Origin of the sequence: Luteitalea pratensis (genome assembly GCF_001618865.1) — a bacterium.
Classification (GTDB): domain Bacteria; phylum Acidobacteriota; class Vicinamibacteria; order Vicinamibacterales; family Vicinamibacteraceae; genus Luteitalea; species Luteitalea pratensis.
This window is the reverse complement of the sequence record NZ_CP015136.1, coordinates 4145160-4170799: the sequence shown is the minus strand read 5'-3', so window position 1 is coordinate 4170799 and position 25640 is coordinate 4145160. Positions and strand designations below refer to the sequence as shown.

Genomic DNA, 25640 nt, shown 5'->3' with positions numbered 1-25640 from the left:
GTCAGTCAGCCAACGCAGCGCGCATCAGTCATCCGTCGCGCTCCTGACTGATTTCGTACTGTTCGAGCTTCTTGTAGAGGTTACTGCGCGGCGTGTCAATAACCTCGGCCGTACGGGAGATGTTCCAGCCGTGCTCCCGCAGCTTATCCACAAGGAATTCCCGCTCCACCTGCTCCTTGAACTCCCGCAACGTCGTCGGCTTCGGCGGCGCCGGACGTCCTTCGTCGGCCGACGGGCCGACAGTCACGGGGGGTGTCACCGTGGACAGGCCGGCAAAACCGTCGACGGCAGCTCCCGGCATCGGTTGCGGCGCGGCTGGCGTCAGGGCCATCGACACGGCGGCGGCCGGGGGAAGGGCCAACGGTGTCCCCTCGACACGCAGGAACTGCCGGACGTCCTGGACGTCGACGACGTCGCCACGGGCCATGATCAACACACGTTCGATAGTGTTCTTCAACTCGCGGATGTTGCCGCGCCACCGGTGCTGCTGCAGCACGCCGAGGGCCTCGGGCGTGAATCGCCGGGTGCGTCCGCCGTCGGCGGCAAACAGCTCCGCGAAGTGTTTCACGAGCAGCGGGATGTCGTCGGGCCGCTCGCGCAGCGGCGGCACGTGCACCGGAATCACGCTGAGCCGGAAGTAGAGATCCTCGCGAAACGTGCCTTCGCCGATCGCCGCCTCGAGGTCCTTGTTGGTGGCGGCGATGACACGTACGTCCACCTTCAGCGTCCGCTGTGAGCCGATACGCTCGACCTCGCCCTCCTGCAGCACGCGCAGCACTTTGGCCTGCGTCTTCTGGCTCATGTCGCCGACTTCGTCGAGGAAGATCGTGCCGCGATCGGCCAGTTCGAACTTGCCGATCTGCTTGTCGGTTGCCCCCGTGAAGCTGCCCTTCTCATGGCCGAAGAGCTCGCTCTCGATCAGTTCCTCGGGAATGGCGGCGCAGTTGACCTGCACGAATCGCTCGCGGGATCTGAGGCTGTTGCGATGGATGGCGCGCGCGACGAGTTCCTTGCCGACGCCACTCTCGCCGAGCACGAGCACGGTGGCGTTGGTCGGCGCCGCGCGGCCAATGGCATCGAGCACCTGCAACAGCACCGGGCTCTGCCCGACGATGTTGTAGCGCGCGTCCTCGGCGCCCCTCAGACGTCGATTCTCGTGCTCGAGGCGGCTCGCGTTGATCGCATTGCGTACGGTGAGCAACACGCGCTCGGTCGAGAGCGGCTTCTCGATGAAGTCCATCGCGCCGAGCTTTGTGGCTTCGACGGCGGTGGCCACGGTCCCATGCCCGGAAATCATCACGACGGGCAGCGACTCGTCCAGTGCCTTCATCCGTGTCAACACCTCCAGGCCGTCGAGCCCGGGCATCTTGATGTCGGAGAAGACCAGGTCGGGCGCTTCGGTGCGCGCCATGGCGAGACCTTCCTCGCCCGTCGCCGCCAGCAGGCAGGTGTATCCCTCGTATTCGAGGATCATCCGCAAGCTCTCGCGGATGCCGGCCTCATCGTCGATTACCAGGATGCGTCCACTCATACAGGCTCAGGTCTCAGGGCTCAGGTCTCAGGCTCGAAACAGCTACAGCCTACTGCCTACTGGCTACAGGTTGTCGAAGGGCCAGGTCGCCGGCGTGGCGAGCAGGTGCACGAGGGTGTCTTCGTCGCCAATCGGCACGCCGAGATCGCGTGCCCTGGCGAGCTTGCTGCCAGCATCCTCGCCGGCAATCACCAGCGACGTCTTCTTGCTGACCGACCCGGCGACCTTGGCGCCCAGCACCGTGAGCCGTTCAGCCGCCTCGTCGCGGGTCATCGTCGCCAGTCCGCCGGTCAGCACGATCGTGCGCCCTTCGAGCGGCTTCGGGCCCCGCCCCTCGGCCACCGGCTCGCCCATGTGCAGGCCCGCGGCTTCGAGACGCGCGATGAGGTGCGTCGACGCCGGCGTGTCGAAGAAGCGGCGCACGGAGGCGGCCACGACCGGGCCGATGTCCGATACCGCCTGTAACTGGTCGACGTTGGCCGCGGCGACCGCCTGCATCGTGCCGAACGCCTCCGCGAGGGCCTGCGCGCCGCGTTCGCCGACGTGGCGGATGCCGAGGCCGAAGATGAGGCGCCAGAGTTCGTTGCGGCGGCTGTTGTCGATCTGTGTGACGAGCGCGGTCGCCGACTTCTCGCCGAACCGTCTCGCCGTCGGCGTGCGTGCGCTTCCCTGCTCGACCTCGTCACCACCCTCCCGGGCCTTCGCCTCGAACTTCAGATCGGCGAGGCCTTCGACAGTGAGGCGATAGAGATCGGCGAAGTCGCGGACCAGTTCGAGGGCGACCAGCTTGTCGACGAGCGCCGAGCCCAGCCCGTCGATGTTCATCGCGCGGCGACCAGCGAAGTGCTCGAGGCTGCGCCGCAGGCGTGCCGGGCAACTCGGATTCGGGCAGCGCCACACGACCTCGTCCTCGGGCCGCTCGAGCGCCGTCGCACAGACGGGACACTGCGCCGGCATCTCGAACGGCGCGAGCCCCTCGGGTCGTGTCGACAGGATCGGCTTGACGATCTTGGGGATGACGTCGCCGCCCTTCTCGAGCAGCACTTCATCGCCAGGCCGGATGTCCTTGCGCCGGATCTCGTCTTCGTTGTGGAGCGTCGCGTACTGGATGGTGGAACCCGCCAGGAAGACCGGCGCGAGCACGGCCAGCGGCGTCACGGCCCCGGTACGACCCACCTGCACCTCGATCCGCAGCAGTGTCGTCGTGGCCTGTTGCGCAGGGAACTTGTAGGCCGTGGCCCAGCGCGGGAACTTCGACGTGAAACCGAGGCGCTCCCGTTCCTCACGGCGGTCCACCTTGATGACGATACCGTCGGTGTCGAATGGCAGTTGTTGGCGCGTCTCGGCCCAGGAGGCGCAGAACGTCTTCACGGCGTCGATGCCGGCGCAGCGCGTCCAGTGCTTCTCGACCGGCAGCCCCCACGAAGAGAGCGACTCCATCAGCGAAGCGTGCGTCTCCGGCAGTCCGTCGGTCGGCGCCTCCGCATCTCCCCGACTCCCGACGTTGTCTTCCCGGACCGCGTGATAGAAGAAGGCGCGGAGCCCGCGCCGTGCCACCAGCGAGGGATCGAGGTTGCGCAGGGTCCCGGCCGCGGCGTTGCGTGGATTGGCAAAGAGCGGCGCTCCCTCGGCCTCACGCTCGCCGTTGAGGCGATCGAAGGCCGCGCGTGGGAAGTAGATTTCGCCACGCACTTCGAGGCGCCCGTCCGGCGCGTTCTTGAGGCGCAGGGGGATCGGCTGGATGGTGCGGACGTTGCTCGAGACGTCCTCGCCGATCACTCCGTCCCCGCGTGTGACGCCGCGGGCGAAGCGGCCGTCCTCGTAGGTGATGGCGATGCTCAGGCCGTCGATCTTGAGCTCGGCGACGTAGTGAACCGGCCCTTCCGTGCCGAGGCCTTTCCGGACCCGCTCGTCGAAGGCTTCGAGCTCCTCGTCGCTATAGGCGTTGTCGAGACTGAGCATCGGCCGGAGGTGCACGGCCGTCTCGAAGCCCTCGGCAGGCCGCCCCGAGACGCGTTGCGTCGGCGAATCAGCCGTGACCAGGTCGGGATGCGCCGCCTCGAGCTCGCGCAGCTCGCGCACGAGCGCGTCGAACTCGGCGTCGGAGACCTCAGGGTCGTCGTGAACGTAGTAGCGCTCCTCGTGGTGCCGGATAACGGCACGGAGCGCGTCGATGCGGTCGGCGGGCGCGGCCATGCGCCTGGACTACCGGTCGCGGGCGAGCACGTAGTCGGCGAGCCCGAGGAGGGCGTCGCGCTCGCGGCTCTCGGGGAACGAGACGAGCTGCCGTCGGGCTTGTTCGACGTACTCGCCGGCACGCCGCGTGACCTGCGGGACGATGTCGTACTCGCGCAGGAGGCCGAGCAGCTGCCGCCAGGCTTCGTCGCTGATCTCGGCGTCGCGCACGACCTGCTCGATGATCGGCCGCGCCTGCTCGGGGACGCGGTCGCGCAGGAGGATGATCGGCAGCGTCAGCTTGCCTTCGCGCAGATCGCTCCCGACTGGCTTGCCGAGTGCCACCTGGTCGGCCGTGTAGTCCAGCAGGTCGTCGACCAGCTGGAATGCGACACCGAGATTGAAGCCATAGTCCCAGAGCGCCTGCTCCTGGGCTGGCGTGATGGTGCCCACCATGCCGCCGATTCGGGCGGCGCCCGCAAACAGGTACGCGGTCTTGCGGCGGATGATGTCGAAGTGCTCGTCTTCGGTGATCTCGGTGTCGCCGTTCTTGGTGAGCTGATAGAGCTCACCCTCGATCATCTTGAGCGTGATGTCGCACAGCACGCGCAGGACGTCGATGCGGTCGTACTCCAGGGCCATCCCCAGCGACTTGATGTAGAGGTAGTCACCAAGCAGGACCGTGACGTCGTTGCCCCACCGGGCATGCACCGCCAGGCGGCCTCGCCGGAGTTCCGAGTCGTCGATGATGTCGTCGTGAACGAGCGTCGCGGTGTGGATGAACTCGATGACCGAGGCGTAGAGGACGGCCATGTCGCTCTGCGCCTCGCCACCCGCGAGCCGGCTGGCCATCAGCATCACCGCAGGCCGCACGCGTTTGCCGCCGGTGTTCTGCAGGTACTTGCCGATCTCCGGAATCAGCTCGACGCGCGAGTCGATGTGCCGCAGGAAGGCCTGGTTGACGCGTTCAAGGTCTTCCCTGACGGGCTCGAACAGCTGCGCTAGATCGGAGGGAGACGAGGAAGGCTGCACGTGCGAAACCTCAGGAATCTCAACACATTGGGGTGGCGCTGTCAACGCGCGCCTACCTGTTGGGGCCGACGTCGCCGAACACGGCCGCCGCGTTGGCGAGGGCTTGCGCGGCCGCCTCTGCTACGGGTAACCCTCGCACGCTGGCCATTGTTTCAAGGACGCGCACCACCCGCGCCGGTTCGTTTCGTCCGCCACGCCCGGGGGCCGGCGACAGGTACGGGCTGTCTGTCTCTACCAACCAGCGGTCCGGCGGGATCGTGGCCGCCACCGCGCGCAGTGCCTCGGCGCGCGGAAATGTCACGATGCCTGAGAACGACACGTGGAACCCACGCGCAACGGCCGCGTCGGCCAGCGCCTGATCCCCCGTGAAGCAGTGGAAGACGCCGCGCGCCCGCCCGGTTCCTGCCGCGTCGAGCACCTCGAGCGTATCGGCATCGGCCTCCCGAGTGTGGATCACCACTGGAAGGCCTCGTTGCACGGCCATGGCCACTTGCCGGCCGAAGACCTCGCGCTGCACCGTGCGCGGCGCGAAGTCATAGTGGTAATCGAGACCGATTTCCCCCACGGCGATCGCGGATGAGGCCTCGAGGGCGGACGACACAACGCGCCCGAGTTCGTCGAGTGCCACCGCGCCGGCGTGATGAGGATGCACGCCGGCCACGAAGCGGACCGACGGCCACGCCGCCCGCACCGTGGCGACCCTGTCGAGCTCGACGCGAGCGGTCGCATCGAGAATGCAGATCGCCTGGTCGACGCCCGCGTCCTGCGCACGGGACACGACCTGCGCGAGATCGTCGACGAACTCGTCGCCGGCAATGTGGCAGTGGGTGTCAATCAGCATCGTTGGTAGGGACGGCATCGTTGGTAGGGACGGCTCTCCGAGCCGTCCGTGCATCCGATCGGTCCATCTGCATCAGCGTTGGTAGGGACGGCTCTCCGAGCCGTCCATCTGCGACAGCATTGGTGCACACGCGGAGATGGACGCCTCGGAGAGGCGTCCCTACCTGACACGAGTGCCCGGCGCAGGCGGCGTCTCGAAACTGATCAACTGAGCCTTGCCGTCGGTGTCGGCGGCCAGGACCATCCCGTGCGACACCAGGCCCATCATCGGACGCGGCGCGAGGTTGGCGACGAACGCGATCGTGCGGCCCACGATGGCGTCAGGCGCGTAGGACTCGGCGATACCCGCGAGGATCGTGCGCTCGGACTCGGGCCCGTCCTGCACCGTCAGCTTCAGCAGCTTCTTCGACTTCGGGATCGCCTCGGCGGCCAGGACCTTGCCGACGCGGAGTTCGACCTTCATGAAATCGTCGATGGTGATGATGCCGTCTTCACCGGCCGGTGCGACGGGTGCCGGCACCGAGACCTGTACCGGGGTGGCGCCGGGCACGTGCGCGGTGCTGCCGGCCGGAGGCGCGGCGGCGGGAACGGGGGCGACTGACGGCTGATCTTCGGACACGGACGATGCTCCTGCCTTTTCCTGGGGGATGGCGATTACGACGGGCGTCCCGGATGGTTCGGGGCGTGGCTCGGCGCGCGGCCACAGCGCCTCCCCACTGGTCACGGTGCGCGCATCGCCGTTGTGCCATGCGCCGTCAGTGGCGAGGCGGCGCGCAGCAATCGATGCGTGGTCGCCGAGGCGCGCAAGGATCGCCTGCGTCGATGCCGGCATCACGGGACCCAGGAGGACTGTGGCCAGGCGCAGGCTTTCGGCCGCGGTGAACAGCACTTCGTCCAGGGCCGCGTCGTTGGCCGGATCCTTTGCCAGGGTCCACGGCGCGCGTTCGGCCAGGTACTCGTTGGTGGCGTCGAGCAGTCGGTAGACAGAGGCGACGCCCTGATGGAGGGCATAGCTCTCCATCGCGTCGCCGTACTCGCGCACCGTGGTCGCCGCCAGATCCTGCAGTCGCGACGGCGATCCAGTGGGCGTCAGCCGACCCCGGCGGTAGCGGACCGCCATCGCGGCCACGCGATTCACCAGGTTGCCGAGGTTGTTGGCCAGGTCCGTGTTGTACCGCTCTTCGAACCGTTCGTAGCTGAAGTCCCCGTCGGCACCGTACGGAATTTCCTTCGTCAGGAAGAGGCGCAGGGCGTCAGTGCCGAAGCGCTGCGCGGCCTCCAGCGGATCGATGGCGGTACCGAGCGACTTGCTCATCTTCTCGCCGCGCAGGTGCACCCAGCCATGGCCGAAGACCTGTCGCGGCACGGGCAGGCCAGCGCTCATCAGCATCGCCGGCCAGATCACGCTGTGGAAGCGTGTGATGTCCTTGCCGATCACGTGCAGGTCCGCCGGCCACCACGTGTCCAACAGCGCGGGATCGGTGCCGAGGCCCACTGCCGATGCGTAGTTGATCAGCGCGTCGAACCATACATAGACGACGCTGGACGGATCGGTGGGCAGCGGGATCCCCCACGACTGGCCGGCGCGGCTGATCGAGATGTCGTCGAGGCCTGCTTCGAGCAGACGCAGGATCTCGTTGCGGCGGACGTCGGGTTGCAGGAACTCCGGATGCTCGGCGAAGTGCGCGAGCAGGCGATCGCGATACGCCGAGAGCTTGAAGAAGTGGTTCCGCTCCTTGATCCAGTCCGGTTTCGTGCGGTGGATGGGGCAGAGACCGTCGACCAGGTCCTTCTCCTGCTTGAAGGCCTCACAGCCCACGCAGTACCAGCCCTCGTAGTCTGCCTGGTACAGGTCACCTGCAGCTGCGATGCGATTGACGATCGTCTCGACAGCGGCCTTGTGCCGAGGCTGCGTGGTCCGGATGAAGTCGTCGAACGACAGGTCGAGCGCCCCCCAGACTTCGCGGAACTCCTGCTCCATGCGGTCGCAATACGCGAGCGGATCCTGGCCGAGGTCGCGAGCGCGTCGAAACACGTTCTGCGAGTGCTCGTCGTTGCCCATCACGAAATGGGTCTGCACTCCGCTGAGGCGCTTGAAACGCGCGATCACGTCGGCCGTGATCTTCTCGTACGCGGTACCGAGATGCGGACGGCTGTTGACGTAGTCGATGGCGGTCGTGAGGTAGAAACGCGGCATGGTGTGGTGTCAGCGGGTCAGCTTGCCGAGGTCGCGAAGGCTGCAGTAGCTCGTGTCGCCCAGGATCACGTGGTCCACGACCGTGATCCCCATCAGTTCGCCGGCCTCGATCATCCGCTTGGTCAACTGCAGGTCCTCCGTACTCGGCAGCGGGTCGCCCGACGGATGGTTGTGGAACAACACGAGCGCCGCGGCGCCAGCCAGCGCCGCCTCGCGGAACACGTCGCGCGGGTGCATCGGCGTGGCGTCCGCCGTCCCACGGGTCAACACCCGGGCATGCAGCACCCGGTGTCGCGCGTCGAGCAGGAGCACGCCGCCCTGCTCCACCTCGGCCGTGCCGAATCGCGGCAGCAGGTAACGCGCGGCATCCACCGCCGCCGCGATCTGCAGCCTCGCCGGGCCCGCCCGGACGACGCTGCGGCGTCCGAGTTCGATCGCCGCCACCAGTCGACTGGCGGTGGCCGGGCCCACCCCACGTCGCCGCGACAATTCCACCGGCGACACGCGCGCGAGCCCCCGCAAGCCTCCGAGATCGGCGAGCAGCCGATTTGCGAGATCCAGCGCCGTGATGCCGGCCGCGCCATGCCCGAGAAGCACGGCGAGCAGTTCGTTGTCCCCGAGCGCGGCCTTGCCCTGTTCGGCGAGTTTCTCGCGCGGCCGATCCTGTGGTGCGAGCCCAATCATGGCGCTCACGCTCCTGTACCGGCCCGCGCCGACTGGGCCAAGCCCCTCATCGTACTACGCCCACTCGGTATACTCCTGCGCATGTCCGATCGTCCCGGCACGGTGCGTACCGTGCTGCGTGCCGCCTGCGCGGCCCTCGTCCTGGCCGCCCTCTCGGGGTGCGCCACGCCGCCACAGAAGGAAATGGATCAGGCCGAAGGCGCCATCGCCACGGCCCGCGCCGCCGGCGCCGCCCAGTACGCCGCCGCGGAATTCGCTGCCGCCGAGACCGCGCTGCAGCGATCCCGCGAAGCGGCCGCCCAGCGCGACTTCCGGCAGTCCCTCAATCACGCGCTCGACGCCCGGGAGCGCGCGCAGACCGCGGCCCGCGAAGCAGCCGACAAGAAGGCTGTTGCCCGCGGCCTGGCCGAGCGCGTCATCACCGCGGGAGAACTGGCGCTGGCCACGGCGCAACAGCGCCTGGGCGCAGAAGTCGCCACACCGCTTCCGACCAGCCGCCGGACGGCTCCACACGCCGCCGCTTTCCAGGCGCTGCAGGCGGTCGCCGCCTCCGCCAACGAAGCGTTGCAAGAAGCACGCTCACAGCTGCAGGAGCAGCGCTTCGACGACGCGCGGACGACAGCGGCGCCGGTGCAGGCGCAGATTCTGGCGGCGACACGGACGTTCGATGCGACGAAGGCCGGCTCCCCGCCTGCCCGCAGCGCGCGCCGGGCTCGCTGACGCCCCCGCACGCCACGCAGAAACTGCCTCGCGTTCGCTGCCCCGGACAGGCGGGAATTGCCGCGTCATCGGCACTCAGAACAGCAGCGGGCCGAGCAGGCCGAGCAGCGCGACGATCACCACGAACCCGGCGAGGTCGAGGACGATGCCGTAGCGGATCATGGCGCTGATCGGCACATGGCCGCTGCTGTAGACGATGGCGTTAGGGGCGGTGGAGATGGGCATCATGAAGCCCATCGACGCGCCGAGGGTGGCGCCAAGGGCCGGCAGCATCGGATCGACCTTCGACGCGGTGGCCACGGCAATGGCCACCGGCACCACCATGTTGGCCGAAGCGGTGTTCGATGTCGTCTCCGAGAGCAGGATGGCGGCACCGGTGAAGACCGTGGTCAACAGCATCGGCCCAGCGCCCGGCAGCCACGACGTCAGTCCATGGCCCATCGCCGTCGCCAGGCCGGTCGAGAAGGCCAGGTCGCCCATCGCCAGCCCGCCGCCGTACAGCAGCACGATGCCCCAGTCGATCCGTGCCGCTTCCTCCCACGTGATAGTGAACTTGCGGGCCGCCCAGTGCACCGGCAGTACGAACAGCAGCATCGCCCCCAGCATCGCCGCCACGCCTTCGGGCACCGAGGTCAGGTAGGCCTTCGCGAGACTCGTGTTCGACAGGCCGGCGATGGCGAGCACGCCGGGAAACGTCCACAGCAGCACCGTCGCGCCGAACGCGACGCAGACGTTCCGTTGCGCCTTGTTCATGGGGCCGAGACGATCGAGTTCCTCGCGCACGATGCGGGCGCCTGCCTCCCCGACGTGTACCCCGCGGGTACTGGTCAGCACGAAGAACGTGGCGAGGATGGTGAAAAGGATCAGGACCAGCGGCACGCCGATGGCCATCCAGCGGAAGAAGCCGATGTGCGTGCCGGTGATGCGCTCGATGAGTCCGATGCCGATCAGGTTCGGCGGCGTCCCTACCGGCGTTGCCATCCCGCCCACCGAGGCGCCGAACGACGTGATGAGCATCATCACCGTCGCGAACTTGCGCAGTGCTTCCTCCTGCCCCGCCGATCCCCTGCGCAACTGCGCGACGATCGACAACCCGATCGGAAACATCATCGCGGTGGTCGCGGTGTTGCTCATCCACATCGAGATGCAGGTGCCGACCAGGCCGTAGACGACGAGAATCCGCGTCCCGCTCGTGCCGACCCACCGCGACGCGAGGGCGGTGAACGCGATCCGCCGGTCCAAGCCGTGCACGAACATCGCCTCGGCCAGGATGAAGCTGCCGATGAACAGGAAGATGATCGGGTCGGCGAACGGCGCGAGCGCCCCCCGTGCCGGGGCCACCCGGAACACGACCGCGAGGATCGGCCCGAGCATCGCGGTCACGGCCATCGGCAGCGCCTCGCTGATCCAGAGCACGACGACCATCGCAAGGATGGCGGCCAGCCGATGGGCCGGGCCAGGCACAGGCAGCGGCGCCAGCCACATGAGCCCGAAGATGAGCGGCCCGAGGAACAGACCCCAGGTGCGGCGCTTGCGATTGAACGCCTCTTCCGCAGGCGAGTAGCTCTCGACGGCGCGACTTGCCTCGTCGAGCGTCCTCACGCCAGCCAGGTCCCTTGACACAGGACCTCCGCCCACCCCGTCAAGTACACCCCATCGTCGAGCCATTCGACGTGCTGACGGCCTCCCGGAGCGACCACGTCGACGACGCGCGCAGCGCCACCATACGCGGCGGCCGCGACGGCCGCGGCGCAGGAGCCGGTGCCCGAGGAGTGCGTGGGACCGACGCCCCGTTCGTAGATCAGGATCTCGACCTCGCCAGGCGACACGACGTGCGCCAGCTCGAGGTTGACCGCGTCGGGAAATGCCGGATGTTGTTGCAGGGCCGCACCGACACGGAGCATCTCTCGCGTGTCGAGAGTCTCCACCAGCCAGACGGCCTGTGGGTTGCCCATCCAGAGCGTCGCCAGCGGCAGCGTCTCGTCACCGAGTGGGACGTCCTGTTGCGCGAGGCGTTCGGGGCGTCCCATGGCGGCGCGGAAGACGGGCCGTCCCTGCTCGTCGCGCGATACCAGGGCCAGATGTTTGGTGCCGGCGTCGGTGTCGATGTCGAAGGCGGTGCCGACCGGCGATGGCTGCTGGTGCGCCAAGAGCGCCGCGAGACCACGAACGCCGTTGCCGGAAACCTCGGCAATAGACCCGTCAGCGTTGTGAAGACGCATGCGTGCGCCGCCAGGGCGCCTCTCGAAGAGGATCAGGCCGTCAGCGCCGATTCCGGTCGTGCGGGCGCACATGTGTCTAGCGAGCTCGGCGAGATCGCCGCTGACGACGTCGGCCAAGGCTGCGTACAGGAAATCGTTGCCGTACGCGTGGGCTTTCCAGAAGTGCATGGGCGGGGAACGGTTGGGAAACGGGAATCGGGTAACGGGAACCGGGAAACGGGGTCGTGGGGCTCGCGATGGTCGACGCAGACACGCAAGCGCGTGATCGAGGCACAGCGTCTCAGAACTGCTTGCGACTGTCGAGCAGCAACGTCACAGGACCATCGTTGACGAGTGCCACCTGCATGTCGGCCCGGAAGATTCCGGATTGCACGTCGATACCCAGGGCGCGCCATGCCGCGAGCGCGCGTTCGAACCAGGCCTGCGCCTCCTCGGCCGGGGCCGCGCCGTCCCATGAGGGACGACGGCCCCTGCGGCAATCGCCGGCAATCGTGAACTGTGAAACCACGAGCAGGGCGCCAGAGACCGCGCGGAGGTCCACGTTCATTCGCCCACCAGCATCCGGGAACACGCGCAGCCCCGCCGTGCGGTCCACGATGTAGGCAAGATCAGCGGCGTCGTCTCCCACGACGACGCCGAGCAGCACGACGAAGCCGACGCCGATCTCGCCGACGATGCGCTGCTCCACCGTCACCGAGGCGGAGCGGACCCGCTGGAGCACCGCTCTCATGGCCTGGATAGTCGGACGGCGGCAGCGTCTGTGCGCCAGGTTGGGTGGGAATGGGCTAGGAGGTGTCGCGTGGGCCGGGCTCGCCGCCTCCGCCAAGGCTTCGGCGCCCAAGGGAGAGCCGGCCCTACCCTCGGTGCGTGGCACACGATCACGACACGCGGTCGGCACCCGATGTGCCCGTTCGACGCAGCACGGGCAGCGGGTGCGCGGCCGTCGACACCGCCTCACCGTCGTCGTCGCCGTCGACATGCCCGGTGCGGGCCATCACGTCGAGCGGGTTGAGGCGGCGGTCCAGGAGGTGCCGCGGATGCACGTTCTGGATGGCCTTGAGCATCGACGACTTGATGCCTGGATGCTCGCGCTCGAGGTCGCCGATGAGACGCTTGAGACGCTGGCGTTGCAGCCCGAGGTCGCCACACGCGGGACAGCAGCAGCCGACGATGGGCAGTTCGCAGGCCATGGCGTACTCGAGCGCTTCCTGCTCGGAGACGTACACGAGCGGTCGAATCACCACGTGCCGCTGATCGTCGGACACCAGGCGCGCGGGCATCGCCTTGAGTGCGCCCCCGAAGAACAGGTTGAGCAGCAGGGTCTCGATGAAATCGTCGAGGTGATGGCCGAGGGCGATCTTGGTCGCGCCCTCCTCTTCGGCAATCCGATAGAGCACGCCGCGACGCAGGCGTGCGCACAGCGAGCATGGGGTCGCGTTGGCTTCGAGCAGGTCGTCCATGACCTCACCGATCTCGGTGTGCTCGATACGGATGTCCCAGCCACGATCCTCGCAGGCGCGCTTGATGACGCCGTGCTTGAAGTCCTTGTAGCCCGAGTCGACGTTCACGGCGACGACGGTGAACGGAAAGGGCGCCCGCTTGCCGATGACGTCGAGGATCTGCAGCAGGGCCCAGCTGTCCTTGCCGCCCGACAGGCCGACCATGACGCGGTCGTTCGGCTCGATCAGCGAGTGCTCGATCGAGGCGCGCGCGACCTTCTTCGCGATTCGTGCTTCGAGAGGACTTGCGTAGGGCATCGGTTACGTCTCTCCGGTAGGGGCCGCTCTCCGAGCGGGCCAACTCCTCGTATCACGATCGCTCACGTCCATTGTGGAGGCAACGCGCCAGAGGCTGGACGTGGTGGGCCGAATTGTTCGGCATTCTCGGCATCCCGGCATTTCAATGTGCCGCCCGTGGCGGCTGGTACCGATCGTCACGATACAACGGCGTGATCCGGATCCGGGCACCCAGAAAGCGGTTGTCGCGGACGCCTTCATCGAAGAGCGGCACGAAGCCCTCGCTGGAGGCGATCGAGATGCTGTAGACGCGATTGAGCGGCTGGCCGGGGATCGCCTTGTAGGGAAATCCCTCCGGCATCTTCACCCGCACGGTGTCGCCACTGCGGGCGCCCGGCGCCACCCTGACGCGCTCCGCGCCGGTGTCGATGCTGACGACCGACGCGGCGGCGCCCGTCGCGACCTCGACCTCGATCGTGTCGATCGCGAGCGACGTGAAGGCGCCATCGGCATGCGGTCGCGCCGGCGCGCGGAGAATGAGGTCGGCGCGCGACTCGCCTCGCACCCAGAACCACTCGCCTTCACGGTTGTAGGCGTTGTCGTCGATGAAGTACGCCAGCACCGGCGGATTTCCCGCCAGGGGCTGCTTGGCGCGGGACGGCGTCACGTTGACCGGCAGGTCGTTCACCAGCGACAGCTCGATTGGCAGCCGCGTGAACAGTCCGTACTTCGGGTGCGTCGCCGGGTTGAACGACGAGTAGAACGGGTTGGCGATCAACTGCGCGGTGAACAGCCCGCCCACCACTGCCGCCACGACCGCGGCGCGTACCGTGATGACCGCTGGCACCAGGAAGAGAAACAGGGCGTAGTAGCCCATGAAGTACCGGTTGCCGACGGGACCGCCGCCGCCCGAGTACGTGAAGGGCATGTAGATCAGCAGGCTGACCGATGCCAGCACGAGGGCGAGCAGGATGAGCCACTGGAAGGGCTCGCGGCGATGCCGGCCAGCAAACAGGAACAACACGAGGGTGAGGATTCCCGGAAAGAAGTACGGCACCAGGCCGGTGTGCCGGCCCACCAGGAAGTACACCAAGTTGTGGCGCAGCACCGTGGTCAGGGCATCCTGATTGAAGATGACTTCGGTGAGCAGGCCGTCGGTCGCGCGGGCGATGCCGGTGTTGTCGAAGGTGGACTCGGGCGTCTGGAACGGGAAGCGGCCGTAGAACGTGGACCGGTCGGGCCCACCGCCCTGGTAGTTCATGTCGCCGCTGCTGATCCCGTTGATCAGGAAGAGTCCTCCCGTGGCCGCGACGAAGGCGAGGCTGACGATCGCGACGCGCCCCCACTGACGCCGCAGGATCGCGAGCCAGAGAATGGGGGCGGCAGCCAGAACGTTGAGAGGCTTGGAGAACGTGGCGATGCCGAGCAGCGCGCAAGCGATGACATCGGACCAGGGACTGCGGAGCAGGGACGCCCACCGGTCGAGCCAGGTGGCCGTCGGCACCGCCGCCGGCGCCACTTCCTTGTAGGCCCAGAAGAAGAGCCCGAGGAGTACCAGTGACAGATTGAAGAGCTCCGGGGTCAGCCACACGAAGTACACGGGCGCGGCAGAGGCGAAGAGGAACGCCACGGCATAGGCCAGCGCCGCGGCCTGCCCGGACCTCGCGCGAACGAACGCGTACACGGCCCCGAAACACGCAGTCAGCAACAACGCGTGCAGCACCAGGAACCCGTTGGTGCCCCACAGCGTGATGAAGGGCGACGCCAGCAGCGGATAGATGAAGGACTTGCCGTAGTACAGCCGGTCTGTCCGTGGGTCCGGACTCTTGACCCAACGGACAAAGGGCGGCCTCGCCTGTGGTTCGAGATGGACGCTTCGGCCGCGCTTCAGGAAGATGCCCTCGGGTCCGGTCGGGAACTCCTTCCACACGCGGACCAGGTCCTTGCGCTGGAACTGCATGTCCCAGTCACGCGCGAAGCTGTGCCCGAGGCTGTAGTAGGTGGCCTCGTCACTCTGGAAGCCGAACGCCACGACCGGGAACTGCACGGTCAGGGCGAACCCGAGCAGGAGCGCACCCAGGATGAGTGTCGCCACCGCGCCGGGATCGCTCCACAGGCGACCGAGCCGGGCCGCCCGCGGCATGTTCACGGCTGCGCCCCTGGCAAGCGGGAGCCGGGCAGCGGCGAAGGCTGGCCGGCGTCGAGGAACGAGAGGTCCTCTCGCAACAGGCCCTGCCGCCTGGTCGGCTTCGACACGCGCGCCATCAGTTCGTAGAGGCGTTCCATCTTGCGCACCCACACGGCGATGTCGTAACGCCGGCTGGTGCGCTGCGCTTCGGCCCCGAGCGATGCGCGGCGCGCCGGGTCCGCCTCGAGCGCCACGACGGCATCGGCGATTGCGCGTCCGCTTTCCCTCGGCACGATCGCGGCGTCGACGCCATCGCGGAGGATTTCGCACAGACCGTCGGCGTCGGTCGACACGATGGGCTTACCCATCGCCAGCGCTTCGAACGACGTCAACGGCGTCCCCTCCCAGAGCGACGGGAACACCACCAGGTCGAACGCCGAGAGCACGCTGGCCACGTCGCGCTGGAAGCCGAGGAAGTGCACGCGATCGGCGACACCCAGGTCACGCGCCTGCGCCCCGAGTTGTGCCTGCAGTTCCCCCTCGCCGGCGATGTATACGTGCGCCTCGGGGACCTGGTCGACGATCGGACGGACCGCATCGATGAGGTACTGATTGCCCTTCGCCGGCATCAATCGTGTGACCGTGCCGATGGCGAACGTCCCCCGGGCGATGCCCAGCGTCTCACGGGCCGCCGCGATCTCCTGGCCGCTGCGCGCGCGGCCGAACTCCTCGAGCGGCGCGCCGAGGTATACGACCTTCGTACGCTCGGCTGGGATCTTCCGGGCGCGAATGGTGAATTCCGCCGTCGAGGCCGAAACCGCGATTGCGAGGTCGGTGTAGCGCGCCAGCGTCGTGTCAGCCACCTGCTGGAACCACGGCGTCGTCGTGTGGTTCGCGTGCTCGTGCAGGAGGACCGCGGTGCCGCGCATCGCGGCCGCGAGGCGCCCGAAGGTCGTCGCGCCATATCCGTGCAGGTGCAGGACTTGGGTGCGCTTGCGGTCCATCACCTTCAGGAGCGCGGTCAGCGTCGCGGGATCGAACTTGCCCTTGTGGAGGTACGTGACGTCGATGCCGAACTGCTCGAGCGTGTCCTCCGACGAGTCCTTCTGTCGCAGACTGACGAGCGAGACGTCGAAGCGGCTCTTGTCGAAGCGCGGCAGCGTCCACGCGAACAGGCGCTTGACGCCATGCATGCGTGACCCGGCCCAGCCGAGGTGATCGCACACGTGCAACACCGAAATCTTCTCGCTCACAACAGCCCCTGCGCGCGGTACCACGCGATGGTGCGCCGGATGCCCTCCGGCAAATCGACGGCGGGTGCGAACCCGAGTTCGGTGCGCGCGCGCGTGATGTCGAAGGCGCGGCTCTTCGTGTAGAAGTCCACGCGCCGACGATACAGCGGCGGCTGCACCCGCAGCGGAACACAGATCGCCTCGCAGGCGGCGCCGGCCAGCCAGAACGGCCAGACCGGCAGGTGCACCGGCAGCGGCTTGACCTTCAGTTCGGCGGCGATGAGGTCCACGAGCGTGTTGAGTGTCGTGTAACGCGGCCCACCGAGGATGTACGTGCCACCGGCGGCGGCAGGGACTTCGCCGCACAGGCGGAAGCCCTCGCAAAGGTCGTCGATGTACGTCAGGTGGTAGAAGACCTCGCCTGCACCCAACACCGGGAAGCGTCGCCGCGAAATGCCCCGGAACATCTTGAGGAAACGAAGATCGCCTGGCCCGTAGATGCCGATGGGGCGGGCGATCACGACCTCGAGGCCGCCGGCCTGCCCTGCGGCGCGCGCAAGTTGTTCGCCTTCGAGCTTGGTGTCCTGGTAGACGTCGCCGGGATTGAAAGGAGCGTCCTCGTTGGCGGGCGGATTGGCGACGTGGCCATGGACGCCACCGGTACTGCAGTGGACGACGCGACGCGCGCCGCCCGCGCGCGCACCGTCGATGACGTGCTCGACGCCCTGGACGTTGATGGCGCGGTAGGCGCTGTCGGGTTGACCCGCCTCACGGTAGGTCGCCGCGATGTGGTAGACGACGTCGACTCCCTCGCAGGCGGCCGCGACAGCGGCGGCGTCGGTCAGGTCGCCACTGGCGATGTCGATGCCCGCCTCGCGCAAGGTGGCCACTTCGGGCCGCCCCAGGCTCCGCGGCCGGACCAGGCCGCGCACGGTGATTCCCCGATGCACCAGGTGACGCGCAAGGTGTCCGCCGGTGAAACCGGTGACGCCCGTGACCAGCGCCGCCGTCACCGCGGCTCTCGTCCCCCCGACGGGGCGGCCCCGGCGAGAGGGACTGTACGGGGGCGCGGACGCATGGACTCGAGCAACAGCGCGTACGCCTGGCGCGTGCGCGAGAGATAGGACTGCCGGCTGTAGCGCGCGTCGGCGAGTTGGTGCGCCGATGCGGCAAGCCGCGCCGCGGCCTGGCGATCTTGCAGGACCTCGGCGAGGCCTGCGGCGAGCGCGTCGGGAGTCGGCTCGACGAGCACCGCGGAGTCGGCGGTGAGCACCTGCGTGTGCGTACGCAGGTTGGTCGCGACGATCGGCCGGCCCGACCGCAGGTACGAGTAGATCTTGAGGGGTGTGTTCGTCCCGGAGATACGGGGCGACACGAGGGCATCGCAGGCGTCGACAAAGTGCGGCACGTCGCTCGGTGGACGTTGGCCCGTGAAGACGAGCGGGGCGCCCGCGCTTTCGGCTCTTGCGGCCAGCTCGCTGACCTGTGCCGCGTCGCCGCCGACGACCAGCACGGCCAGGTCGGGCACCAACGCCTTCAGGCGCACGCTCGCCTCCAGCAACAGGTCGAGGCCCTGGTACTGCTCGAACGTGCCCGTGTACAGCACGACCGGTTGCGTCGGGGTCAACCCCCAGGCGGCCCGCACCGCGTCGCGGCCTGGGCCAGGCGTGGGGTCGACGTCACCGCCCATGACGTTCTCGATGAGCACGGCGCGGTCGCCCACGCCCATCTCATGAACGGTGTCCTGCAACTCCTGGCAGATGGTGATCACCACCTGCGACCCGCGCACCATGTAGCCTTCGGCCTTCTCGAACCCCCAGCGCAGCGCTTTCGAGCGCGAGAACCGGAAGTTCCCGAGTTGCTGCGGCAGGCTCGAGTGCATGTCGTAGAGATGCGGGATGCCGAGCCGGCGGCCGAGCCACACGCCGAGGACGCCCATCTCCTCGTGCGAGTGGATGGCGTCATACCTGCGTCCGCCAAGCAGCGCCACGCGGAGGATCGTCAGGGTCAGAAGCGCGTCCAGCAGCACCTTGACGGCCGACGGCCCGATCGGCACCTTGCTGACCAACGGCGGCCGCCAGGTACGGATGATGCACAGGTTCGGCAGGTCGACGTCGCGGCCGATCGGGTAGGTCACCAGGTCGACATGGTGGCCATCCTCGACGAGGGCCTTGATACGGTGGAATTCGCTGAACGGCGTGCCACGCGGCTCGAAGAACGGCTCGGGCGCGAGCATCAGGATCCTGAGCGGTGCGGCGGGGGGCGTCACGATGGCTGGGCGACCTGCGGAGACGAGGCAGCCCACCCGATGGCGGGCAGCGCGGCCACAAAGCTCTCAAGTATAAACCAGCCTCGACGGTGTCCGGGCCGACCGGCCTCGGCCATGCGGCCGCCCTTTGCCCGGGCACGTGGCCGCATGGTACCGTCTGTCACCTTCCGACCGCCGGCTGCCGCGGCCGGTGCCATCACCATGTCGCCCGTGCCCGGGCGCGTTCGCCGCGCGTCCTCGTTCGTCCTCAAACTCAGCATCAGCGCCGGCCTGCTGTGGGTCCTGTTCCGCCAGACCGACGTCGGTGCGGTGTTCGGCCGGTTGCGTCAGGTCGAGCCCGGCTGGATCGTGCTGGCCCTGCTGGTGCACGGCGCCTTGTTGCTGGTGAGCGGATGGCGTTGGCGGCGCCTGCTGGTGACGCAGAACGTTCACGTGTCTACCTGGCAACTGACCGTGACCTGCCTGGTCGCCAATTTCTTCAACAATTTTCTCCCCAGCAACATCGGCGGCGACTTCGTCCGGATCGCCGACACCGCCGGATTGACCGGCTCCCGCACCGTCGCGACGGCCGTTGTGCTGCTCGATCGCGTACTGGGGCTGATCGCCCTGTTCGCCATCGCGGCCAGCGGGTCCCTGATGCTGCGGCACGCCCTTCCCGGAACCGGTTATCTCTGGATCCTGCTGGTCCTGGGCGCCGTCGGGGCCGCGGTTGTCATCTCGCGTCCGGCGCTCGTGCCGTGGCTGTTGCGGCCGTTGACGCGGGTCCGGGAAGACTGGGTCACCGAAAGGCTCGGACGTCTCGAGGACATGCTGGGGCGCGTCGGCAACGACCGCTCTCGCCTCGCCAAGGCCTTCGCCGGGGCCCTCGTCGTGCAGTTCCTCGTCGTTCTGTTCTACCTCTGCGTCGCGTGGGGCCTGCACATCGATCTGCCACTCCGTGACGCCCTGGTGATCGTCCCGGTCAGTCTCGTGATCCAGCTGGCGCCGGTCTCCATCAACGGATTCGGCGTCCGCGAAGCCGTGTTTTCCTACCTCTTTCGACGCCTTGGACACCCGGTGGATGCGGGCCTTGCTCTATCCATCGCTGGCGCTGCCCTGCTCATCCTTGCGTCGCTTCCGGGCGGGCTCGTGTTCCTGCTCCGCAAGGAAGGACTGATGGTGTCGGCGCCGTCGTCCGATATGCAGAAAGAGGAGGTGTAGCCCGCGCCAACAAGGCCGCGGTCCTCCCGATCTGTGCGAGGACGTAAATGAAGACGATCCACCTCCAGGCCCTGGCCACACTCGCCCTCTGCGTCTCCGTCGGGGGGTGTGAAGCGAACAAGAGCCGCAATCCCCTCAGCCCCACCGTGGCCGGCCCGATCGCGGGCGTGACCATCACCGCGCCCAAGCCGCTCGAGCCTGTCAACAACCAGACCCTGACCCAGACCGGGGCCGTCACGCTGCTGATCGAGAACGCGTCGACGACGGGCGAGCGCCCGATCTGGTTGCAGGTGGAGATTGCCAGCGATGGCGGGTTCCAGAACAAGGTTCACATCGCCGACAAGGTGTCGCCGGGGTCAAATGGACGCACGTCGTACCAGGTCAACCTGCCGGCCGCAGGGGCACGGTACTACTGGCACGTTCGCGCGCTCGACGGCGCCAATACCGGCGAATTCTCGGCGACGGCCAGCTTCGTACTCAATGACCCGGTCCACCTGGCGATTCCGACGGTCGCGTACCCGGCCATCGGCGCGACCATCGACACCGTGTCGCCCGACCTGACGGTGACCAACGGGGCGATCTCCGGATCGCTGGCCGGCCCGGTGTCCTACCGGTTCGACATCGCTACCGACAGCGGATTCGCGCAGATGGTGGCGGTCCTGACCGTGCCGCGCAGTGGCGGCAGCACGACGGCGACCCGGCTCACGGCTCTGGCGTACAACACCGTCTACTACTGGCGTGTGAGCGCGTCCGACGGCGTGGTCCAGTCGCCGCTCGGCCCGACCTGGTCGTTCCGCACGCCTGCGGCGGCGGCCACGCCGACCCCGACGCCACCGGCACCCACTCCGACTCCCCCCACGCCGTCGCCAACGCCGAGTCCTGCACCGGCACCGGCACCGGCACCGGCACCGGCTCCCAGCGGCGGCGCACGCGCGCCCAATCCGGGGCCGGGGCAGCGGCTCCCGTTGCCGAACATGGCCTGGGTGGTCGAGGAAGTGGCGCGCCAGTACCCCGGCGCCCTGCGCAATTCCTGCCAATCGGGCGGGGGCACGTGGGAATTCATGGACCGCGTCGTCGATCGGCTTCGGCAGTACGACACGCGCTGGGGCTACAACGGCAAGCGTGGCAACAGCAGCGATCCATCCCAGGACGTGGTCGACTACAACTGGGGCTCGGACCGCGACGAGGGCACGACCAACGTCTACATCATCGATGTGATGGGTGGCCACTGCGGGAGCAACCCGTCGCCGGCGTGGATCGACCAGACCCAGGTGACGGCGAACAGCGGCACGATCGGCCGCTGGACCGGCCGCGGCCGCTTCTGACACACCCCACTGAGGGCAGGAGGCGTCACGCCTCCTGCCGCACGTCGACACCCTGCCCACGGCGCAATGACGGCATCAGGCATCGGCCATGATGCATCAGGCATGAGGCATCAGGCATGAGGCATCAGGCATGAGGCATCAGGCATTACCCGGCCGGGTATTCTTCCTCCCGGTTGACATCCTTTCCTCCCTAACGAACAATCTCGTGTCCGACTCCCGGCGGACATCCGTGGCGTGGTTGCCTGAGGCCCACGTCAGATTTCAACCCATCGCCCATGAGAACCATCCGACCTGGCTCGGAGCGGGAGTTCGACTGTTTTCCTATGAGTAAACGAGCACTACTGATTCTGGGACTGTTGCTGACACCCACACTCGCGTCGGCACAAACGTCGATGACATCCACCCTGTCGACTCCGTACGAGCAGCGCGGCTTCGTCCAGGTCGGCGGCGGCGGGCAGAGCGGATCGCACACGCTCACCAGCACCTCCACCTTCACCATCTACGACGAGCCGGGCACCGTCGCCGGCGCGCAGGAATACAGCGGCGGCGCCATCTGGAACATCGGCGGTGGCGCACGCGTGTGGAAGAACCTCGTCGCGACGCTGAACTACACGCGCAAGAGCGACTCGATCGATGCCGCCGTCGTGGCGAGCGTGCCGCACCCGTTGTTTGCCAACCGACCCCGCCAGACGAGCCAGACGATCGGGGACCTGAAACACAGCGAGAACGCCTACCATCTCTCGGCGATGTGGATGGTCCCGCTCAACGAGGATCTGACGCTCGGTTTCGGCGGCGGCCCGTCCTTCGTCAACGTCTCGCACGAGTTCGTGGGGTCGGCACAGGTGCAGGAAACCGGCGTCCCGCCGGAGTTCGCCACCGTGGCGATTCAGGACGTCACCCTCGCTCGCGGCAGGAAGACGGGCACCACCGTCAATATCGGGGCCGACCTCACCTACAAGCTGCCCGTCGACCTCGGCCAAGTGGGCCGCCTTGGCGCCACGCTCGGATTCCGCTACGCCGGCGGCGAGGTCACCCTTCCGAACAGCGCCGGTGATGTCGATGTGAAGTATGGCGGCGTGCAGTTCTGGGGCGGCCTCCGGGTCGCCTTCTGATCGCGTGGGGATGCAACGAGGACGAATGATGACGAAGTACACGATTCAACTTGGACTTGTGGCGCTGCTTGCAGCGAGTGCCGCCTGTAGCAGCAACAACAATCCGATGTCGCCGTCGGCGACGCCGGGAGCCGGCACCGTCGCGGCCGTGCCCGAGGGCACCCCGACGCTGAAGGCCAACACGCCTGGCAGCCCGTCGCCTGGCTCCGGTGCGACGACCGAGCTCGGTCCGCAAAACACCCTCCCGGTGACGCTGTCGGTATCCACCGCCGTGGCGACGCACGCCAACGCCGTGGCGCTGTCGCACCGCTTCCAGCTGTTCGAAGGCAGCACCCTGTTGGCCGAGCCGCTCGTGCCGGCGGGCGGGGGCGGTCGTACGAGCTGGACGGTCACGACGCAGCTGAAGTTCGACACGACGTACACGTGGCGTGTGCGTGCGGAACTCACCGATGGCTACGCGGCGTGGTCGTCCAACTGGACGTTCAAGACGGCGGCGGCGCCTGTGTCCGGCGCCAGCCGCACACCGGATCCGCCGGCCGGGTCGCGCCTGCCGCTCCCCGACCGCTCGCGTGTGGTCCAGGCGGCGTTCAGTGCACGCCCCGATCTCGTGAGTCGCTCGTGTCAGGACCGTGGAGGCACGTGGGAGTTTATGGACTACCTCGTCGACGAGCTCCGCAAGGAGGACAACCGCTGGGGCTACAACGGCAAGCGCGGCAACGCAAACGACCCGAGCCAGGACATCGTCGACTACCACTGGGGCGGTGGTCCCAGCGAGAACAGCACCGGGGTCTACATCATCGACATCATGCTGGGGCACTGCGGATCGCCGTCTCCTGCATGGATCGACCAGACGGGTGTGACGGCCAGTTCCGGCACCATCGGGCGCTGGACCGGTCGCGGCCGCTTCACCAACTGACGTTCACGGGGTGCGCTGCCCCGTCTGCAGGTTCCTCGGGCCGACTGTCCACTCGCGGGGCAGGCGGCCCGAACTGTTTGGAGCGATCAAGGGAGAAGCGAGAAGGAAGAAGTCATGAGGGAATCAAGAGTAAGGAGTTCTACCTCGTCCCTTGGAGGGTGGCCGATCAGTGGTGCTCGTGCATCCACGCGCGCATCCGGCCGCTCGTGGCGTACAGGGTGATGTTGCGGGTTCGGTACAGTGGCGGGAACATCTGCGGACTCTGATCGAGCAGCGCGCGGAAGTTCGGGTGCCGCTTGTTCTCCTCGCCGCCAACGACGAGCACGTCGATGCGCAGCGCCTCCGCCTGCCGAAAGGCGGCCTCGGCATCCGGCGCCTCGTACAGGCGCCGCACGCGGCGGCTGATCTCCTCATAGGGCCGCAGCGGAATCATCGAGATCGGAAGGCCACCGCTCATCCGCCTCTCGGCGAAGGCCGGGATGTAGGCCCATGTGCCGGGGTCGCGCGCGAGGGCTTCCACCTGCACGCGGGCATCGGTCGGCGTCTGCGTGGCGATCCACCGCAGCGCGTTCACCTCGTCGTGGCCCAGCACCAGCGTCCAGGGGAAGCCGGCGGCCATCTGGCGATTCGTGAGGTCCTGCGTGTTGTACAGGTCGATGGCGACCGTCGGTAGCGTCACGAGCGCGGCGACAGCCAGCGAGGCGAGGCCGACACTGTGCCACCGGCGGGCCGCCGCATGTGTGAGACGCCACCACGTCCAGCCGACCATGCCGCCGGACGTGATGAAGAAGAGGTGGCCCGCCCGCCAGCCGACGTAGACGTCCTGGTGATCGCGGACATCCACGAAGAAGTAGAACAGCGTGCACACGACCAGCGCGATGCCGGGCACGAGCACCCGCTGGTATGCACAGCCGCGACGCGCCCATAGCCAGGCTCCGAGTGCCAGCACGAGCAGGACCGGACCAATGCTGATCAGCGGGCCCGAGATGGGATGGCGAGTCGCCAGCGGATTGGGTGTAATGTCGATCAACTGTCCGCCCGCGGCCACGTACTCCAGCGCACGGCTCAACCACACGGCGGCCGCGATCGGGACCGCCGCGGCCACGGCCTGGACAATCCCGATGCGCCAGGCGCGCGCGTGCACGATGGCGATGCTGGAGATGCCCCCCACCATGATCCCGACCATGAGGGCGGAGAACGTGCTGACAAGCAGTCCGCAGCCGAGCAGCGCGCCGGCGAGCGCGGCGGCGCCGACGCGAGGCCGCCGCACCTGCTGGACCATCACCAGCAGCGCCGTGCAGGCCAGCGCGTAGCCGATCTGGTGCTGCGGCTGATACAGCAAGACTCTCTGCAGACCATCGATCGGCAGCGCCCCGAACATCCAGCGACTCACGGCGTCGATGTTGAGATAGCGGACCAGCGACAGTGGCCGGTCCTGCCGCCACAAGTCGAACAGGGCATACAGTCCCTCGGGACTGGTGAACAGCACGGTCACCACACAGCCGATCAGTGTGGCGGCGGCGCCACGTGCGAACTGCTTGCCGAGCGCGTAGAGGAACCCGAGGAACATCACGCCGCTCATGACGGCGTCGGCCAACAGGAGGTGGTCCAGCCGTACTTCCCGCTGCAGTGTCCGGTATTCCAGCGACGGCAACAGGTGCGCGAGCCAGTAGTAATGCAACCGCATGTCGACGTGAAACGGATTGGCCGGAAGGCCACCGTCGCCCTTGCTCACTTCCGACACGACCGCCATCGCCCACACGAAGTCCGCCGTGAAGTACGCACGGTAGGCGCGCCCTTCGGGCAGGTCCTTGCCCACCTGCGAATACGGGCGCGCCACGACGAGCGGGACGAGCAGAATCAGCAGCGCCAAGGCCAGCAGGTCGCGCCGGCCGTACCTGGGGACGTCGAGGCCGCGACCGAGCGAGGGCGTCAGCCAGGCCAGGACGCTCGCGGCCAGTGGCACGGCGACCAGCAGGAACCCGGACCGGACACCCAGCAACCAGAACGGGAGCAGACCCACGCTGCTGAGCGCGAATCCGAATGGGCCGCCCAGCAGGAAGGCCATCGCCCACCTCGACCGGTACTCGCGGAAGGCGCGGGCCATCGCGATGACGCCGGGAGCCACCCAGAGGAGGCCGACCGCGACGAGCCATGCGACACGCCAGGTGGCCACACACAGCCAGGCCGTGGCGGCCACGGCAAGAAACGAGGCCGTCGCGGCAACCACCGGCGCGTGGGATCGCGACCTGGCGCTCAACAGTGCCACGAGTGAATTTTCATCTATGAAAAACCACCCGGCAACTGATTTCTCGAATTAA

20 protein-coding genes are annotated in these 25640 nt (G+C 67.9%); 5 read left to right on the top strand and 15 right to left on the bottom strand.

Annotation, left to right across the window (positions count from 1 at the left end):
- Positions 1–28: 28 nt before the first annotated feature.
- The 6 genes from LuPra_RS17135 to radC form a co-directional block, all read right to left on the bottom strand.
- Positions 29–1531, bottom strand: coding sequence for a sigma-54-dependent transcriptional regulator (locus LuPra_RS17135; protein WP_110171868.1), 1503 nt, complete (start codon positions 1529–1531; stop codon positions 29–31).
- A gap of 63 nt (positions 1532–1594) precedes the next feature.
- A complete protein-coding gene (gene ligA, locus LuPra_RS17130; RefSeq protein ID WP_110171867.1) occupies positions 1595–3727 on the bottom strand; it encodes an NAD-dependent DNA ligase LigA in 2133 nt (710 codons plus the stop codon).
- 9 nt (positions 3728–3736) lie between these two features.
- On the bottom strand, positions 3737–4738 hold the full coding sequence (locus LuPra_RS17125; protein WP_157899317.1) for a polyprenyl synthetase family protein: 1002 nt from the start codon (positions 4736–4738) through the stop codon (positions 3737–3739).
- Between the two features lie 52 nt (positions 4739–4790).
- Complete coding sequence (locus LuPra_RS17120; RefSeq protein WP_157899316.1) at positions 4791–5579, bottom strand: TatD family hydrolase; 789 nt, start codon at positions 5577–5579, stop codon at positions 4791–4793.
- Positions 5580–5738: 159 nt separating this feature from the next.
- Positions 5739–7775 (bottom strand): methionine--tRNA ligase, encoded by a 2037-nt coding sequence (metG, locus tag LuPra_RS17115; protein WP_110171864.1) that lies wholly within the window; start codon positions 7773–7775, stop codon positions 5739–5741.
- A 9-nt stretch (positions 7776–7784) separates the two neighbouring features.
- Positions 7785–8459 carry a RadC family protein gene (radC, locus tag LuPra_RS17110; RefSeq protein WP_110171863.1) on the bottom strand — a complete coding sequence of 225 codons (675 nt, stop codon included), beginning with the start codon at positions 8457–8459 and terminating at the stop codon, positions 7785–7787.
- 81 nt (positions 8460–8540) lie between these two features.
- Between radC and LuPra_RS17105 the strand changes: the two genes are divergently transcribed.
- On the top strand, positions 8541–9179 hold the full coding sequence (locus LuPra_RS17105) for a DUF4398 domain-containing protein (RefSeq protein WP_110171862.1): 639 nt from the start codon (positions 8541–8543) through the stop codon (positions 9177–9179).
- Between the two features lie 75 nt (positions 9180–9254).
- Here the strand turns inward: LuPra_RS17105 and LuPra_RS17100 are convergent, their stop codons facing one another.
- The 8 genes from LuPra_RS17100 to LuPra_RS17065 form a co-directional block, all read right to left on the bottom strand.
- Entirely contained in the window at positions 9255–10781 is a 1527-nt protein-coding gene (locus tag LuPra_RS17100; RefSeq protein WP_234800438.1) for an SLC13 family permease, read from the bottom strand.
- Complete coding sequence (gene dapF, locus LuPra_RS17095; protein ID WP_110174743.1) at positions 10778–11569, bottom strand: diaminopimelate epimerase; 792 nt, start codon at positions 11567–11569, stop codon at positions 10778–10780. The genes LuPra_RS17100 and dapF overlap by 4 nt, the downstream gene beginning before the upstream one ends.
- Positions 11570–11681: 112 nt before the next feature.
- Positions 11682–12131, bottom strand: a complete 450-nt coding sequence (dtd, locus tag LuPra_RS17090) for a D-aminoacyl-tRNA deacylase (protein WP_110171860.1) — start codon at positions 12129–12131, stop codon at positions 11682–11684.
- Between the two features lie 148 nt (positions 12132–12279).
- Positions 12280–13158, bottom strand: a complete 879-nt coding sequence (gene ttcA / locus LuPra_RS17085) for a tRNA 2-thiocytidine(32) synthetase TtcA (protein WP_110171859.1) — start codon at positions 13156–13158, stop codon at positions 12280–12282.
- Between the two features lie 142 nt (positions 13159–13300).
- Positions 13301–15286 carry a hypothetical protein gene (locus LuPra_RS17080; protein ID WP_157899315.1) on the bottom strand — a complete coding sequence of 662 codons (1986 nt, stop codon included), beginning with the start codon at positions 15284–15286 and terminating at the stop codon, positions 13301–13303.
- The gene (locus LuPra_RS17075; RefSeq protein WP_110171857.1) at positions 15283–16518 is read right to left on the bottom strand and encodes a glycosyltransferase family 4 protein; all 1236 of its coding nucleotides are present in this window, start codon (positions 16516–16518) and stop codon (positions 15283–15285) included. Before LuPra_RS17075 ends, LuPra_RS17080 begins: the two co-directional genes overlap by 4 nt.
- On the bottom strand, positions 16515–17510 hold the full coding sequence (locus LuPra_RS17070) for an NAD-dependent epimerase/dehydratase family protein (RefSeq protein WP_157899314.1): 996 nt from the start codon (positions 17508–17510) through the stop codon (positions 16515–16517). Before LuPra_RS17070 ends, LuPra_RS17075 begins: the two co-directional genes overlap by 4 nt.
- Positions 17507–18766 carry a glycosyltransferase gene (locus LuPra_RS17065; RefSeq protein ID WP_157899313.1) on the bottom strand — a complete coding sequence of 420 codons (1260 nt, stop codon included), beginning with the start codon at positions 18764–18766 and terminating at the stop codon, positions 17507–17509. The genes LuPra_RS17070 and LuPra_RS17065 overlap by 4 nt, the downstream gene beginning before the upstream one ends.
- Before the next feature lie 39 nt (positions 18767–18805).
- On the opposite strand from LuPra_RS17065, the gene LuPra_RS17060 reads away from it, so the two are divergent.
- From LuPra_RS17060 to LuPra_RS17040, 4 genes are all read left to right on the top strand, one after another.
- Positions 18806–19966 (top strand): lysylphosphatidylglycerol synthase transmembrane domain-containing protein, encoded by a 1161-nt coding sequence (locus LuPra_RS17060; RefSeq protein ID WP_234800437.1) that lies wholly within the window; start codon positions 18806–18808, stop codon positions 19964–19966.
- A 47-nt stretch (positions 19967–20013) separates the two neighbouring features.
- Positions 20014–21291 (top strand): hypothetical protein, encoded by a 1278-nt coding sequence (locus tag LuPra_RS32835; protein WP_201792155.1) that lies wholly within the window; start codon positions 20014–20016, stop codon positions 21289–21291.
- 323 nt (positions 21292–21614) lie between these two features.
- Positions 21615–22403, top strand: coding sequence for a hypothetical protein (locus LuPra_RS17045; RefSeq protein ID WP_157899311.1), 789 nt, complete (start codon positions 21615–21617; stop codon positions 22401–22403).
- 25 nt (positions 22404–22428) lie between these two features.
- The gene (locus tag LuPra_RS17040) at positions 22429–23319 is read left to right on the top strand and encodes a hypothetical protein (RefSeq protein ID WP_110171851.1); all 891 of its coding nucleotides are present in this window, start codon (positions 22429–22431) and stop codon (positions 23317–23319) included.
- A 166-nt stretch (positions 23320–23485) separates the two neighbouring features.
- On the opposite strand, the gene LuPra_RS17035 is transcribed toward LuPra_RS17040, so the two are convergent.
- On the bottom strand, positions 23486–25588 hold the full coding sequence (locus tag LuPra_RS17035) for a hypothetical protein (RefSeq protein ID WP_157899310.1): 2103 nt from the start codon (positions 25586–25588) through the stop codon (positions 23486–23488).
- Positions 25589–25640: the final 52 nt, after the last annotated feature.

Coding starts and splice junctions, on each gene's coding strand:
- LuPra_RS17135 (WP_110171868.1), bottom strand. CDS start 1,531: ATGAGTGGACGCATCCTGGTAATCGACGATGAGGCCGGCATCCGCGAG.
- ligA (WP_110171867.1), bottom strand. CDS start 3,727: ATGGCCGCGCCCGCCGACCGCATCGACGCGCTCCGTGCCGTTATCCGG.
- LuPra_RS17120 (WP_157899316.1), bottom strand. CDS start 5,579: ATGCTGATTGACACCCACTGCCACATTGCCGGCGACGAGTTCGTCGAC.
- metG (WP_110171864.1), bottom strand. CDS start 7,775: ATGCCGCGTTTCTACCTCACGACCGCCATCGACTACGTCAACAGCCGT.
- radC (WP_110171863.1), bottom strand. CDS start 8,459: ATGATTGGGCTCGCACCACAGGATCGGCCGCGCGAGAAACTCGCCGAA.
- LuPra_RS17105 (WP_110171862.1), top strand. CDS start 8,541: ATGTCCGATCGTCCCGGCACGGTGCGTACCGTGCTGCGTGCCGCCTGC.
- dapF (WP_110174743.1), bottom strand. CDS start 11,569: ATGCACTTCTGGAAAGCCCACGCGTACGGCAACGATTTCCTGTACGCA.
- dtd (WP_110171860.1), bottom strand. CDS start 12,131: ATGAGAGCGGTGCTCCAGCGGGTCCGCTCCGCCTCGGTGACGGTGGAG.
- ttcA (WP_110171859.1), bottom strand. CDS start 13,158: ATGCCCTACGCAAGTCCTCTCGAAGCACGAATCGCGAAGAAGGTCGCG.
- LuPra_RS17060 (WP_234800437.1), top strand. CDS start 18,806: ATGGCGGGCAGCGCGGCCACAAAGCTCTCAAGTATAAACCAGCCTCGA.
- LuPra_RS32835 (WP_201792155.1), top strand. CDS start 20,014: ATGAAGACGATCCACCTCCAGGCCCTGGCCACACTCGCCCTCTGCGTC.
- LuPra_RS17045 (WP_157899311.1), top strand. CDS start 21,615: ATGAGTAAACGAGCACTACTGATTCTGGGACTGTTGCTGACACCCACA.
- LuPra_RS17040 (WP_110171851.1), top strand. CDS start 22,429: ATGATGACGAAGTACACGATTCAACTTGGACTTGTGGCGCTGCTTGCA.